The organism is Gordonia asplenii, from assembly GCF_012933505.1.
GTDB classification, from domain to species: Bacteria; Actinomycetota; Actinomycetes; order Mycobacteriales; family Mycobacteriaceae; genus Gordonia; species Gordonia asplenii.
On sequence record NZ_JABBNB010000060.1, the window covers coordinates 1 to 13,644 of the forward strand.

Consider the following 13,644-nt stretch of genomic DNA (forward strand, 5'->3'; position numbering starts at 1 on the left):
CGTCAAACCTGAAACGCTGACCTCAACACCCATGAGAACTCCCGTCGTTGCAATACTTGGTGGTTGGGTTCGAAATCCATAGGTGCGCAATCTAATTCAGAGTGGACCGATCCCATGATCGTCTAAGCGAGGCAGCGGCGAGGACGACTGCCCGCGACGCCGTCGCACCCGAGTGCCCCTAAATCGGTGTGAGCGCCGAGATCTTCCAGTCGGCTCCGACCCTGACCAGGTCGATGCGGATCCGACTCCCGTCCAGACGCTGACCGGTCTGGTCGTTGCTGGTCGTCGTCTGATCCACGAACAGCAGCACTGACACCGCATCTCTAGTCGACGAGATCACGCCGCCGTCGACTACCTGCGCCCTCGTCACGACCTGCTTCTTCTTGGCCTCGGGCTGGATCACCGCGAGTCCGAGCTGCCGGTAGTCGTTCTGGAACCCGCCGGTCAGGATCGACTGTGCCGCAGCAGGAAAGGTGATGTCGACTGTCTTGTAGTCGTAGCTCAACAGGGTCGGCACATCCTTCTTGGCGGCCGCGAGCGCACCGCCTCCGGCCGCCTCGTCAGCAGCCCCGTGCGATGCCGCGATCCACAGATAGACGAGCCCGCCGACCAGCGCCAGACCGACGACCCCGAGTACTCCGAGCGCTCGTCCCCAGGCTCGATCCGACGCCGTGGCCGGCCAGCGGAGCCCGGCGCGGATGCGGGCGCGCTGCACTGCCATCCTGCTGGTCGGTACCGCGGTGTCGTCGGATTCCGTTGTCTCCGACGATGACTCGGCAGCCGACCCCGCTGTCTCGGAGCCCACTTCCGCGGATTCCAGTGTCGGCGAATCAGTTTCGTCGACGATCTGCTCGTCGCCCATCGACTCGCCCCTCTTCGTGATGTCCATTGTCTGCGTCATGCCACAAACTCCACGTTCGATACCAACCATTTGTCGTCAGCGCGGTCGAGTTGCACTCGCATGCGATACACGCGGGGCTGACCTTCGGGTGCTTCGGTGTTCTTGACGACCGACGTCACCGCGGCGAGCACTTTCGCGTGCGAGTCGTCGACGCTGATGATCGCGGCTTCCTTGACCGACCCGGTCGACTGGACTTTGCCCTGTCCGAGTACCTGTCCCATCGACGACGACACCTGGGAGAACTGGTCGGCGAACTGGCCGGCCGACATCGCCTTGATGCGTGCCAGGTCGGCATCGGTCCGGTTGTAGTCAAGGTTTACCAGGCTGGCCACGACGTCCTTGGTTACGCCGATGATCTCGGTGTTGCGGTCGGCGGCGGTGCGCTGTTCGACGACTGTCGTCCCCTTCCAGGCAATGGCCCCGACGAGTGCGACGAGCAGCGCTATGAGGAGCCACGTCACCGCCGGACGCTGCGCGCGCCGCGGTCCGAATGCCCGCGTACGTTCACTCACTTGATCAGCAGTGATTGCCATGTCAATTCCTTTCCATTGGAGGTGTCTGTGGTGGCCCCGAGGATGTAGGTGACCCCGTCTGGCCCACGGAACACGCCGGTCCGATCCGAATAGGGGACAGCCCGATCCGTGGATGTCGACGTGTTCTGCCCTGCTGCGCGCTCGGCGTTCTTGGGCTGCTTGCTCGTCGCGTACGGCCTGGCGAGCATGTTCGGCCAGGTCGACGGGTTGCCTTCGGGACAGTTCACGACGAAGGCCGTACGGACCGACGGGTCCGTCGCACACGGAATGTTGCGAGCGCCCCGCGCTACCTTGGGATTGTTCTTGGCGACGTCACAGTACTGATTCGGTACCACCGCCTCGGTCGACACCTCCGACGGGTCACGCCGCAGCGTCCCCTGGTATCCCTGCGTACAGGTCGGCGTGTTCTCCGTGTTGCCCAGCTTCACGTCGAGAGGCGCCTGCGGGCTGTCGCCGAGCTTGAAATCCCGCAAACTCGACATCGTGCTGGCCGCCAACGCCGGGTACACGGTGAGGATCTGCCGCAACTGCGGCACGTTGACCCGAAGAACCTGCCCGACGGTCTGCAGGTTCGCCAGCAGAATCGGGAGCGTCGGCGTCAGGGTACTCAGCGTCGTCGACGCCTGGTCTGCGGCAGCAGGCGCGACATCGAGCATCGTGCGCACCTTCTGATCGCTCATCGCGAGCTGACGGGTGAACGACGACAGGTTCAGCAACGACATCCGCAGGTCGGGAGCGACGCGGTTTCCGGTCAGCAGCAACGGTTCCGCGTCGTCGAGCAGCTTCGTCGTCGGTGCCAGGTTCACCTGCGCCAGCCGCAGCAGGTTCTGCGATGAGTCGATCAGCTTGGCGAGATGCTCGCCGGTACCGTTCAGACCCGTCGAGACCTCGGTGAGCACGGTGTTCAAATTGTCCGACGAGATCGATGCCAGCAGGCTCTGTGCCTTCTCCAGCACATCTCGCGTCGGAGTCGGGGACACGTTCTGCGCGGCGGGCAGCACTCCCCCGTCACTGAGCACGTCCGACGAGGGTGATGCCGCCGGCACAAGATCGACGTACTGTTCACCGATCGCCGACATGCTCAGCACGTGGGCCGACGTGTTGACCGGAACTTTCTGATCGGAGTCGATCTGCAGGGTGACGCGGACCGGAGCGCCGCTGCCCAAGTTCAGTTCGACGTCGGTGACGCGTCCAACCGTCACTCCCTGGAAAGTGACCAGCCCGCTGCGATAGATTCCGCCGCTGTTGTCGAATTCGGCTGTGACACTGTAGGTTCCGATGCCAGTGAGTCGGCCGATACCGACATACTGGGCGAGACCGTAGACGACGCTCACCACCGCCAGCACCGCGAACACGATCAGTTGGACCTTGACGAAATGCGTGAGCTTCATCGGGTTCCCCTCTTCTTGGGAGCCGTTGCGGCGGGCGCGAGCGGAGCACGCAGCGGGTCGACCGCCTGGCGCGCAAGCGTCATCTTGGTGACATCGCCGATCGGCAGCGAGCCGATGACCTTGTCGCGGATCGCGCCCACCGACAAGTCGAGCGTGAGGAACAGATTCTGATAGTCGCCGCGCAGACCCCGGTCGATGACGTTGACCGGCCACGGAAAGCTCAGCGCGACCAACAGCGATCCGGTGAGATCGGACTTCGACTTCTCCAATTGCGCGAGAGTCGGATTGAGTTCGCCGATCGTGGTCGCCAAATTGTCCTTACTCGCCTTGATGACACCGGCGAACTGCGCGCCGAAGTCGCCGACCTGCTGGAGCATCCGGGTCAGATCGGCGCGCTGATCGGCCAGAACCTTGACCGCCGGGGTGATCTGGTCGATGCCGTCGGCAAGTTGCGTGTTCTGGGCTGCGAGCGTAATGCTCAGGCGCGCAAGCGAATCCAGTGCCCGTTGGATGTCGGACTTCTGCGCCGCCAGCCCGCTCGCGAATGTCCTTAGCCGCCCGATGGCCTGATTCGCCTCGGCGGTGTGCCCGTCGAATCCGATATTGAGCTGGGCGATGATCGTGCGGAGTTGTTCCAGTCCGCTGCCGTTGAGTACCAGTGACAGCGCAGCTAGCACCGATTCTGTCGATGGATACTGCGACGTCTTGCTCAGCGAGATGACGTCGCCGTCACCGAGCGACGCGCCGTCGGTCGGCGTCGCGGTCGGCGGTACGAGTTCGAGATACTGCGCGCCGAGCACCGACGTCTGCGCGAGCTTCGCGGTGACGTCACGTGGTACTCGCGCCGACTTCTCCAATTCGACTTCGACGTCGGCGTGCCCCTTGTCTACGGTGATTGCGCGGACTACGCCGATGATCACGTTGTCAGAGCGCACCAGCGAATTCGCGACGAGGTTCTGCGAGTCGGCAAGCTGCACGTGCACGGTGTATCCGTCACCGGAGACCGCGTTGCCGGGCAGCGGCAGCGAGTTCGGGCCGTCGAAGCGGCACGCGCTGCACGCGATGAGCGCCGCGCACAGAATCGCACATATCGACGCGATGCGAGATGGCTTGGTCATCGGGGAGCGCCTCCGCCCGGTAGCAATGGGTTGACGGGTTTTCCGCCTCGCGTCGTCGACGCCGGTAAGCCTGCCTTCTTCGCCGCCAGCGAGGTCACCAGATCGACGAAGGTCTTCGACGATCGCTGGCATTGGCTCTGCGGTGCGTCGACGGTGGTCAGCAACGCGCAGATGAGCGACATCGGGTCCGGCCAGTCGGGTGTTGCGAGCGCACCGGTAAGCGAGTTCGACCGTGGGTCGTAGATGTTGTACAGATCCGTCAGGGCGGTGGGCACGACGTGCAGAATCTGCGCCAGGTCGTCCTCGCGGTCGACGAGCAGCCCGGTGATCTTGTTCAGCGCCTTCACATCCGTCGACAGAGACGTCGTATTCGCATTCAGGTAGCTCTGCAGTTTCGGCGCCATCAGATCCACCGCCGAGATCGCGGCATCGAGTTGGGTGCGATTGTCGTCAAGCAACTGCGACACATCGTTGAGCTGTGCGGAGAAGTCGACGATCCGATCGTCGGACTGCCGTAGCGCGGTCACGACGACCTGGAGGTTGCGCACGGTGGTGAACAGATCTTGCCCGCCGCCCGACAGCGTCGCCATCGCGTCCGCCAGGGATTTCATCGTCTCGTTCATCGTCGTTCCGGTGCCGCGCAGTTTTGCCGCACTGACATCGATCAAGCGGCTCGCCGCCCCCTTGTCGGTGGCCGACTTGGGCCCGAGTTCCTTGGCCAGTTCGGTGACCTGGGTCTTGATCTGGTCGTATCGGACCGGAATCGCGGTCTTGTCGACCGAGATGGTCGCGCCGTCGGCGAGCCGAGTTCCGGTGCGCGCGTGGGGATTCACGAACTGCACGTACCGCCCTGACACGAGCGTCGGTGCGACGATCGCAACCTTGGTCGTGGCGTCGACGTAGACATCGTGGTCGTAGGACACCGCGACGCGCACCTTGTCGTCGACGGGAGCTATCTCCTCGACGTGGCCGATCTGCACCCCGCGCACCTTCACCGGATCTCCTACGTAGAGCCCCGTGGTGTTGGTGAACCAGATCGTCGCGTGGGAGTTGCTGACCCGCTGCCAGACGGTGGCTGCGGTCCAGCACAGCAGGACAGCGATGACACCACAGATCAGGATCTTCGCCGACGTCGGGAGACTGCGAATTCGATTGGCCCCGTTCATCGTCCGCCTCCGATGCTGCCCGGCTGCTGTCCGTGCAGGTTGGCCGGAACGATGTTGTGCAGGAGCACGGAGAAGAAGGGCCCGCTGCCGACCACCTCACCGAGTTGGGTGATCACCGGTCGCAGGCCCGCGATGGCTTTGTTGATGTTGGCGTAGTTTGCGTTGAGCGTCGTCGTGACGCGGTGCAGTTCGGTGAGCATCGACGGCAGCGTTCCCGACGTGTCGTCGGTCAATGCGGTGAGTTCGTCCGACATCAGCTTGACCTTGACCAGCAGGCTCCGGATCACCGCGGCGCGGTCGTTGAGCTCGGTGAACAGCACCGCACCGTCGTCGATCAGGCTGGTGAGATTCCGATTGCGCGCGGCGAGCACACCGGTCACCGTCCCCGCGCGTTGCAGCAATGTCCGCAGCCCCGCGTCACGCGACGCGATGGTCTGTGCACCACCGGCGAGGCCTTTGAGCGCGACGTTCAAGTCGGGCGGCAGGTTGGCCATGGCATCAGTCAATGTGTCTACGGCAGAGGACAATTGGGCCTTCTGTGTGCCTTCGACGCGCTGGGTGAGCTGGTTGAGCGAGTCGACCAGATCGAAGCCCGCGGTGGTCCGGTCAGTCGGGATCACGTCACCGAGTTGACCGCTTCCCGCCGACGTCAATTCGACGTAGCGCTTGCCCAAGGCGGTCTCAACCTTGATGGCCGCGGTGGACTCAGACCCGAGGCTCTGCCAGCCCTCCGAGAGCCGCATCTCGACATCGACGTGATCGTCGCGCAACTTGATCGACGTCACGTCACCGACCTTGACGCCCGCGATCTGGACTGCTGCCTTGGTGTCCAATCCACCGACGTCGGAGAACTGTGCGGTGACCGTGGTGGTCCCCGGCCAGAACGGGATGGAGCGGTAGTTGAAGATCGCCAGCACGATGGCCGCGATGACCAGTGTCCCAATCAGACCGAACTTGATCGCCCGTGGCGAATTGTCGAGTTTCATCAGTGGCACCTCCGGGCCGGCACGGTGAACATCGGCGTGTCCGCGTGACCGCCGTCGATGGTCGGGTAGCGAATCGCCAGTCCACACACGAAGAAGTTGACGAATGAGCCGTACCCCGATGCCCGACCCATCAATTGGTAGGCGGCCGGGAGTTTCGACAAGACGAGGTTCAGTGTCGACGTGTCGTTGTTCAGGTTCGCGGCCAGCCCGCGCAGGTGCGCGATGTCGGCGGTCAGATCTGGTCGGGTGCGCTGCAACAGATCACTGAGCTGCGCGCTCGCCGCCTCGATATGGGTCAGACCGTCGCGGACCAGCACCCGGTCGTCGGCCAACCCGGTGAAGAGGCTTTGCAGTTGGGTGATGAGCTGCCCGAAGGCGACGCTGCGGGTCGCCACGGTGTCGAGCACGACGTTGAGGTCGGTGACGGTGGAGCCGACGGCCGCATCGCGGTCGGCGATCGCCTGGCCCAGCTCGCCTACCTGGGACACCAGCACCCCCAGATCTTGAGTACGACCGTTGAGTACCGAGATCAGCGAGGCGGTCAGCTTGTTCGCCTGGTCGGGGTCGACTCCCTGCAGCAACGGCTTGAATCCGTTGACCAGCGCGTCCATGTCGAGCGCCGGTTTCGTCTGCGACAGCGGCAGCATCGTGCCGGGGGTGCGCGCGGGGGCGTCGACCGACGAATCGGTGTCCAGCTGTAGGTATCGGTCGCCGATGAGGTTCTTGTACTTGATCGTCGCGGTGGTCGCCTGCGTGACCTGAGTGTCGTTGTTGACGTCGAAGTCGATGACGGCGCCGAGCTTGTGCGCTCCGCCGGCGTTCGCCTCGACCCGGACATCGGTGACTTTCCCGACGACCACTCCGGCCACCTTCACGTCGTCGCCCGTTCGGGTGCCCGACGCCGAGGCGAACTCGGCACTGTAGTGCGTCGTTGGCCCCCAGCGGAGGTTGCCGACGACGATGAACAGGAACGCGGTGATGGTTGCGGTTGCGGTGAGGAAGACGGCGAGCTTGATCGCCGCACGAGTGATGTTCATTTGGTCATTCCGTAGATCAGTGACGCGAACGGATTCCCCAAGATGTCTTCGGGACCTTGCACCCGCCGGTATGCGTGGCTGCCGTCGTCGAAGTCGTAGTGGCCGGGCATCGGCGACGATTTGCTGAACGGATAGCCGTAGCAGCTCGGCCCCGACGATCCTGCGTTGTTCTTGGGTGCGTCGGTGCCGGCCCGATACGGTGGATTGCCGAGCAGTAGCGTGCCGAGCACGTTCAGGCCCGGACGTGCTCCGCCTAAGCCCTGCTCCAAGTACTTTCGTCCCGTGTTGAGCGCGTTGAGGAAGCACGGGTAGATGGGTGCATAATCGCCCAGGACCTGACTCACCGGCGCAAGCGAATCGGCTGCCATCACCAACGGACGCGCCGTCGGCGCGAGGAAACGCGTACCGGTGTTGCCGAGGTTCGTGAAGCTGAGGATGAACGCCGACAGCTGCGATTGCTTGTCGACGATGCTCTTCGACGTCACGGTGAGATTGGTGATCGTAGCCATCAGGTCGGGCGAGAGGTCGGCAAGTGTCGAGAGATTGTCCGCGCCCAGGCGCAGGTCGCGCCGCAGCACCGGCAAGGACTGATTGAATTGCGCCAGATAAGAATTCACGTCGGTTATGAGCGTGCCGAACTTAGCGCCCCGATCCCGCGTACCGTCGCCGAGTGCGGTCAGTGTCGCGCTGATCTTCTCCGGTTCGGCCTGCTTGAGTACCGTGAGCAGCAGCGCCAGGGTGTCGTTGACCTCGACCGGCGAAGTCGACGTGTCGATCACCGTGCCGTCGGTGAGGTGGCTCTGCTGCGGCTCGCTCGGCTTACTGAACGACACGAACTTGCGACCGAACAGCGTGGTCGGTTCGAGGTCGGCGTGGACGTTGACGGGCAGGTCCGAGGCGATCGACGACTGCAGGGCCATGGTGATCTTGGCGCGGTCGTCGGTCAGGTCGACTTGCTGCACCCGCCCGATCACGACGCCGTCCATCTTGACGTCGGAGCCGGGTTGGAGCATCAGTCCGGCGCGGGGCGCCTGCAGGTACACGGTGGTGGTCGACTGAAATGAGCCCCGATAGGACATCAGCGCCAGGACGATGAGAACGGCGACAACCGTGACGGCAACGGCCGAGTATGTGACATACCTTGCGCGCGAATGTGTTTCGATCATCCCGACACCCGAACTGTTGCGTGTACGCCGCCGTAGAACGCAATGCCGACGACGAAGTCGACGACCATCACGATGATCAGCGAGGTCCGCACCGCCTTACCGACCGCCACCCCGACACCGGCCGGACCGCCGGAGGCGTTGTATCCGTAGTAGCAATGCACGGCCATGACGCTGACCGCCATCACCAGCACTTTGACCAGTGAGATGAGAATGTCGCCGGGCTGCAGGAACAGCGCGAAGTAGTGCTCGTAGGTGCCCGACGATTGGCCGGACATGAAGATGCTCACGAATTTGGTCGCCGCGTAGCCGGTGAAGAGCGCGATGCAGAACAACGGCACGATGGCGATCAGTCCGGCCGCAATGCGCGTCGACACGAGATAGGGCAGCGATTGCACCGACATGACCTCCAGCGCGTCGATCTCCTCGCTGACCCGCATCGCGCCGAGTTGCGCGGTGAAGCCGGCGCCGACAGTCGCCGTGAGCGCGACACCGGCGATGACCGGTATCGCCTCGCGGGTGTTGAAGAAGGCCGAGATGAAGCCGGACATTGCTTCCACACCGACCCGGCCCAGCGAACTCGACCCCTGCTGTCCGACTTCGTAACCCGCTGCGGCAGTGAGGAATCCGATGATCACGACGGTGCCGCCGATGACCGCCAGCGCCCCGGTGCCCAGCGCCACCTCGGCCAGCAGCCGAACGATCTCTTTGCGATAGTGCGTGTATGCGCGGGGTATCGCCTTGATCGCCGACAGATAGAACCCCAGCTGGCGGCCGAGTCCCTCGGCGGGGTCGAGAAGTCTGCCGGGGTCGATTCTCTCGAACCTCGCCTTGGACGGATCGGATGTGATTTGTGGGGCAACCATGGAAGTTCTCCGGTGGGTTGAGCGGGCAGCGTTACATGAGCTGGGACGTCCTAGGTGCTGTGCAGCGCCAGTGTCGTGATGATCGAATTGGCCAGGAACAGCAGCACGAAGCTGAAGACGACGGTCTGGTTGACGGCGTCGCCGACACCCTTGGGACCGCCACCGACGTTGAATCCGAGGTGGCAGGCCACCACGCCGGCGAGCAGCCCGAAGACACCCGCCTTCAGTTCGCCGATCAGCAGGTCGTTGGTACCGGTGAGAATCGGAATCGCCGTGATGAACTGTCCGGGTGTGGCGCCCTGGAGGTAGACGGCGTATAAGTAGCCGCCGATGAGGCCCACCGCGGTCACGAGGCCATTGAGGAACAATGCGACCATGCACGACGCGAGCACCCGCGGCACCGCGAGTCGGGCGATCGGGTCGATGCCCAGCACCTGCATCGCATCGATCTCCTCGCGGATCGTCCGCGATCCGAGGTCGGCGCAGATCGCCGTCGCACCGGCGCCGGCGACCACCAGAACAGTGACGACCGGGCCGATCTCCCGGATCACCGCCACCCCCGCACCCGCACCGCTGAGGTCGATCGCGCCGATCTCATTGAGCAGGACGTTGATCTGGAAGACGACCATGACGCAGAGCGGGATCGCCATCAGCAGTGTCGGAATCACCGAAACACTGACGATGAACCACGCCTGCGCGATGAACTCGCGCCATTGAAAGGGCCTGCGCGGCAACGCCTTAATCACATTCCATGCGGTGATGTAGAACGATCCGATCAGCCCTACCGCGCCCGCGGCCGTCTGCATGGAACGGCCGCCCATCGCAGTCTGCAGTGTTTTCATGATTCCTCTCCGGCCGGACGCGTGTGCGTCGCCCCGGGCTCACATCGAAATGTAAGATAACATGGGTTAGCTTCGAATGTAACCTGATTCACAATTGCTTCGAGGAAGCAGTTCAACGCTTCGCGCGATCGCCTGGTGCCGTTCTGATACCCGACCAGCTGATCCACCGCGGCCGCCGCATAGTCGTCAACCGAGGCGAGTCCCGGCGCGATGTCCCGAAAGACCCCGGCGACGAGCGCGCGACGCGCATCGTCGACTTCGGACTGGATGGCGGCCACCCGGGGATCGTGTGCCGCCCAGATGCGGATCGCGGCTTCGGTGTCGTGCGGCAGTCGATGTACCACGTCGCGCAGGAATTCGAGCCGCTCGCGGGCAGTCGCATAGGCCGACGCCGCGTTGACCAGTCGAAAGGCCACCTCTTCGCGCCAGTATTCGATCAGACTCACCGTGTAGTCGTCCCAGTTCCCGAACGCGTAGTAGAACGCCCCGGTCGAGACACCCACCTCACGGCACAGCGTGGCCAGCTTGAGACTGGCGTAACCCTTGATGCCCAGAATCCGCAGGCCGGCGTCGAGATACCGAAGACGAACCTCACTGCGCACAGTCGCCAACTGATCGGCATTCATCCGGCACCCTTCACTCGGCGCTACATCGACCCTCTGAAGATAATAAAAGTTATGTTACATTTCAAGGGTTCGACGGAACTCCCTCATAGAAGGGAGTCGAGATCAGTCGCGGTCGACGTGATCCATGATCACGCGCTCGTATTCGTTGAACAGCAGATTGTAGTCCCGCTTGGTGACCGGGGATTTCCACTGCTGAAGCCCGATCAGTAATGCCATCCCCATCGCAGCCAGCTTGCGCGCCTGTGCACGGTTGCCAACAATGGGGCCGATCACGTCGGCCATGGCCTGCTGCCGACGAGCGTCGACGCGCTTCTGGGCGGCCGCGACCCGCTCGTTGGTGTGCGCCCACCCGCGAATCGCGGCCTCGGCGTCGTGCGGCAATCCGCCACCTAGTTCTTTCAGCGCACGAACGCGCTTCTTCGGGTCCACCGGCGCGAGGGACATCTCGACCACATTCGCGGTCTGAGTTTCTTCCCAGTAGTCCAAGAAGTCGGCGACGAAGCCGTCAAGACTGCCGAAATACCCGTAGAACGAGCCGCTGCTCACGTTCAACTCGCGACACAGGCGCGCGATCTTCAGCGATGAGACACCTTCTGTCGCAAGAAGTCTCATCGCCGCGTCGTAGTACATCTCGCGCGTCACCAGCAGTCGCATCAAACCATCATAACAACACTTATAAATGCGGCAGGACGACAGGCGCGACCGACACCGCCATGTTGGTAATATAGATGAGATTACATTAGGTATCGAGTCCGTCAAGGTGCCCTGGCGCAGCGGCGTTGCTGCTAGCCGGTGATGTCGCGCCCCAAAAGCCGCCGTGCGACGATCCACTGTTGCAGTTCGTTCGCGCCCTCGAAGATTTCCAGGATCTTCGCATCGCGGTACATCTCCTCCAGACGCACCGACTCGCCGGTCTCTCCGACCTGTCGAGCGAAACCAATGGCACCGTGGATCTGAATCGCCTCTCGTACCAGATCGTTGGCCAGTCGTGTTCCGTACGCCTTCGCCATCGCCGCTTCGGGCTCCGCAGTGGCGTCCCCCTGATCCAGCAGCATAGCGGCCTTCTGATACAGCCCACGCGCACATTCCAATTCGGTTGCGCGCTGCGCCATCTGGAACTGCCAATGCTGCATGGCACCCAGCGGACGCCCGAAGACCTCACGCGTCTGCAGACGATGGACCGCGAGATCCAACGCCGCCTGAGCCACGCCGACGCCGGCAGCGCCGATACCGATCCTGCCACGCACCAGCGCGGACAGCGCGACCGCCATCCCCCGCCCAGGAGCCCCGAGGAGGTTCTCCCGAGGCACGCGCACGTCATCGAGCACAATGTCAGCGGTGATCTGGCCGCGATGGCCCATCTTGAGATCTGGGGTCCCGATCCGCACGCCTGGGCTGGTGAGATCTATCAGCAGCATGTGGGCTCGCTCGCCGTCGCGGCCGGCCCGAACAAGAATCGAAACCCATCCCGCGACAACGCTGTTGGTGATCCATCGCTTGCGGCCGTTGACGACGAATCCGTCCTCGGTCTCGTCGGCCCACGTGCTCAGTCGCGATGCCGTCAAGTCGGAACTCGTCTCGGGCTCGGTCGTCGCAAACGCGAATGCCTGCTCACCATTGGTCAACGCTGGAATGAGCCGCTCGCGCACCGCGGGCGTCGCGTGGGCCAGGGTCGCCGGGACCAGAATGCACTGACCATCGTAAACACCAGCTAGAGAGGATGATTCGTAGGCTATCTCTTCCGCGACCGTGCACACGCCGAGCATCGGGTGCGCGCTGCCGTTGAATGGAATGCCGAATAGCCCGTCCGACGCCAACCCGCGAAAGGCGCCCCACGGGAAGCTGTCCGCAGATTCCTCGCGGCTGCCGATCTCGCGAGCAACGGGTGCGACATGCCGTGCCACCGACGCGCGTGCACGCGCTCGAAGTTCGACGACCTCGGCGGGCAGGAACAAATCGTGCGACATCCGCTCTTGGGTGCGGGCGATGGTCATTGACACTCCTAGAATCTGACGACTGTACGATTCATAGCATAAACGTACGGTCGTACGATTCGCTAGACTCCTCTGATGGAGGAAATCGAGACAAAGGCCACGCGGACACGACGGCGGATCCTCGCTGCCGCAGCGCATGAGTTCGCACAACACGGATACGGCGGTGCGAGCCTGCGTCGAATCGCCGACGCCGCCGACCTGAAAGTGGGCAGTCTCGGATTTCACTTCGCGACCAAGGACGAACTGGTAGCCGCGACGCTGCGCGACGGCGTGGACTCCGCCCGCGAGGCACTGAGCAGTGCCGTTGACGCCGTCCCCGCGGATGCAGACCCGACTGACCGGCTATACGCCGCCGTGCGGGGCCACCTGCGAGCGCTGCACGCGAGCGATGACCGCGCATCTTCGGTGGTACGCATGGTGGACACCCTGCCCGCCGACCTGCGCGCCGACCATGTGGCCCACGAACGTCGGTTCGCCAGAGTGTGGCTCGATGTTCTGACTCGCGGCCAGCGCGAAGACGTGGTCCGCGACGACGTCGACATCCGTGTCCTTCGCGACCTCGTCGTCGGCGCGCTGAACAGCACGTCGACCACCAACCCGCAGGCGAATCGAGATCTAGACGCCGTCGTGGAGACTGTTGTGCGGGTGGTGGCGCCTTGACGCGCGAGCGGCCGGTCTTCTCGATAGAGTGCAACCGCAGACTTCACAGGCACCCGATGCTCATCGACTGCCGAACAAAGGCTGGCGAATAGCGCTGCCCCAGTCCGACATTCGGGAACGAGGGGTGAGTTCTGCACCGTCGGGACGGACCCCACCCTTCGAGTGTCGACGAACGAGCGCATCGAGCCAGCCGACGTCGAGACACCGTACGACGAGGCCGTCGACGACGCACCGAAAAGACACGGGTGCACTGTGGGCAGCGAGCCGGAGGGACCACCCGACCACAGCCACCTATTTAGAACATGACACCGCTGCACGAACCTGGATTCACCGACGGCAGGCCCCGTCCGCGGGTTGAGCC

General features: G+C 63.6%; 14 protein-coding genes. 1 reads left to right on the forward strand and 13 read right to left on the reverse strand.

Annotation, left to right across the window (positions count from 1 at the left end; all coding sequences use genetic code 11):
• Positions 1-178: 178 nt before the first annotated feature.
• The 13 genes from HH308_RS29000 to HH308_RS29060 all read right to left on the reverse strand — a co-directional run bounded on the left by HH308_RS29000 (position 179) and on the right by HH308_RS29060 (position 12,623).
• Complete coding sequence (locus HH308_RS29000) at positions 179-901, reverse strand: hypothetical protein (RefSeq protein ID WP_170197769.1); 723 nt, start codon at positions 899-901, stop codon at positions 179-181.
• Entirely contained in the window at positions 898-1,434 is a 537-nt protein-coding gene (locus HH308_RS29005) for an Rv1363c family protein (protein ID WP_170197770.1), read from the reverse strand. The genes HH308_RS29000 and HH308_RS29005 overlap by 4 nt, the downstream gene beginning before the upstream one ends.
• On the reverse strand, positions 1,410-2,825 hold the full coding sequence (locus tag HH308_RS29010) for an MCE family protein (RefSeq protein ID WP_170197771.1): 1,416 nt from the start codon (positions 2,823-2,825) through the stop codon (positions 1,410-1,412). Before HH308_RS29010 ends, HH308_RS29005 begins: the two co-directional genes overlap by 25 nt.
• Positions 2,822-3,943: an MCE family protein gene (locus HH308_RS29015; RefSeq protein ID WP_170197772.1), complete on the reverse strand. Its 1,122-nt coding sequence runs from the start codon at positions 3,941-3,943 to the stop codon at positions 2,822-2,824. Before HH308_RS29015 ends, HH308_RS29010 begins: the two co-directional genes overlap by 4 nt.
• The gene (locus HH308_RS29020) at positions 3,940-5,109 is read right to left on the reverse strand and encodes an MCE family protein (protein ID WP_170197773.1); all 1,170 of its coding nucleotides are present in this window, start codon (positions 5,107-5,109) and stop codon (positions 3,940-3,942) included. Before HH308_RS29020 ends, HH308_RS29015 begins: the two co-directional genes overlap by 4 nt.
• Positions 5,106-6,095, reverse strand: coding sequence for an MCE family protein (locus HH308_RS29025; protein ID WP_170197774.1), 990 nt, complete (start codon positions 6,093-6,095; stop codon positions 5,106-5,108). Before HH308_RS29025 ends, HH308_RS29020 begins: the two co-directional genes overlap by 4 nt.
• On the reverse strand, positions 6,095-7,132 hold the full coding sequence (locus HH308_RS29030; protein WP_170197775.1) for an MCE family protein: 1,038 nt from the start codon (positions 7,130-7,132) through the stop codon (positions 6,095-6,097). The genes HH308_RS29025 and HH308_RS29030 overlap by 1 nt, the downstream gene beginning before the upstream one ends.
• Positions 7,129-8,298 carry an MCE family protein gene (locus HH308_RS29035; RefSeq protein WP_170197776.1) on the reverse strand — a complete coding sequence of 390 codons (1,170 nt, stop codon included), beginning with the start codon at positions 8,296-8,298 and terminating at the stop codon, positions 7,129-7,131. Before HH308_RS29035 ends, HH308_RS29030 begins: the two co-directional genes overlap by 4 nt.
• A complete protein-coding gene (locus HH308_RS29040; protein ID WP_211188981.1) occupies positions 8,295-9,161 on the reverse strand; it encodes an MlaE family ABC transporter permease in 867 nt (288 codons plus the stop codon). The genes HH308_RS29035 and HH308_RS29040 overlap by 4 nt, the downstream gene beginning before the upstream one ends.
• Positions 9,162-9,211: 50 nt before the next feature.
• A complete protein-coding gene (locus HH308_RS29045) occupies positions 9,212-9,982 on the reverse strand; it encodes an MlaE family ABC transporter permease (protein WP_376767315.1) in 771 nt (256 codons plus the stop codon).
• Positions 9,983-9,999: 17 nt separating this feature from the next.
• Positions 10,000-10,629: a TetR/AcrR family transcriptional regulator gene (locus HH308_RS29050; protein ID WP_170197778.1), complete on the reverse strand. Its 630-nt coding sequence runs from the start codon at positions 10,627-10,629 to the stop codon at positions 10,000-10,002.
• Between the two features lie 102 nt (positions 10,630-10,731).
• On the reverse strand, positions 10,732-11,283 hold the full coding sequence (locus HH308_RS29055) for a TetR/AcrR family transcriptional regulator (protein WP_170197779.1): 552 nt from the start codon (positions 11,281-11,283) through the stop codon (positions 10,732-10,734).
• Between the two features lie 131 nt (positions 11,284-11,414).
• The gene (locus HH308_RS29060) at positions 11,415-12,623 is read right to left on the reverse strand and encodes an acyl-CoA dehydrogenase family protein (RefSeq protein WP_246284931.1); all 1,209 of its coding nucleotides are present in this window, start codon (positions 12,621-12,623) and stop codon (positions 11,415-11,417) included.
• 75 nt (positions 12,624-12,698) lie between these two features.
• Between HH308_RS29060 and HH308_RS29065 the strand changes: the two genes are divergently transcribed.
• Positions 12,699-13,283, forward strand: a complete 585-nt coding sequence (locus tag HH308_RS29065; RefSeq protein WP_170197780.1) for a TetR/AcrR family transcriptional regulator — start codon at positions 12,699-12,701, stop codon at positions 13,281-13,283.
• Positions 13,284-13,644 lie beyond the last annotated feature (361 nt).

Excerpts from the sequence above, each read along its gene's own strand:
- HH308_RS29035 (WP_170197776.1), bottom strand. The coding sequence starts at position 8,298 with ATGATCGAAACACATTCGCGCGCAAGGTATGTCACATACTCGGCCGTT.
- HH308_RS29025 (WP_170197774.1), bottom strand. The coding sequence starts at position 6,095 with ATGAAACTCGACAATTCGCCACGGGCGATCAAGTTCGGTCTGATTGGG.
- HH308_RS29010 (WP_170197771.1), bottom strand. The coding sequence starts at position 2,825 with ATGAAGCTCACGCATTTCGTCAAGGTCCAACTGATCGTGTTCGCGGTG.
- HH308_RS29015 (WP_170197772.1), bottom strand. The coding sequence starts at position 3,943 with ATGACCAAGCCATCTCGCATCGCGTCGATATGTGCGATTCTGTGCGCG.
- HH308_RS29000 (WP_170197769.1), bottom strand. The coding sequence starts at position 901 with ATGACGCAGACAATGGACATCACGAAGAGGGGCGAGTCGATGGGCGAC.
- HH308_RS29045 (WP_376767315.1), bottom strand. The coding sequence starts at position 9,982 with ATGGGCGGCCGTTCCATGCAGACGGCCGCGGGCGCGGTAGGGCTGATC.
- HH308_RS29040 (WP_211188981.1), bottom strand. The coding sequence starts at position 9,161 with ATGGTTGCCCCACAAATCACATCCGATCCGTCCAAGGCGAGGTTCGAG.
- HH308_RS29065 (WP_170197780.1), top strand. The coding sequence starts at position 12,699 with ATGGAGGAAATCGAGACAAAGGCCACGCGGACACGACGGCGGATCCTC.
- HH308_RS29055 (WP_170197779.1), bottom strand. The coding sequence starts at position 11,283 with ATGCGACTGCTGGTGACGCGCGAGATGTACTACGACGCGGCGATGAGA.
- HH308_RS29030 (WP_170197775.1), bottom strand. The coding sequence starts at position 7,132 with ATGAACATCACTCGTGCGGCGATCAAGCTCGCCGTCTTCCTCACCGCA.
- HH308_RS29060 (WP_246284931.1), bottom strand. The coding sequence starts at position 12,623 with ATGACCATCGCCCGCACCCAAGAGCGGATGTCGCACGATTTGTTCCTG.
- HH308_RS29050 (WP_170197778.1), bottom strand. The coding sequence starts at position 10,629 with ATGAATGCCGATCAGTTGGCGACTGTGCGCAGTGAGGTTCGTCTTCGG.
- HH308_RS29020 (WP_170197773.1), bottom strand. The coding sequence starts at position 5,109 with ATGAACGGGGCCAATCGAATTCGCAGTCTCCCGACGTCGGCGAAGATC.
- HH308_RS29005 (WP_170197770.1), bottom strand. The coding sequence starts at position 1,434 with ATGGCAATCACTGCTGATCAAGTGAGTGAACGTACGCGGGCATTCGGA.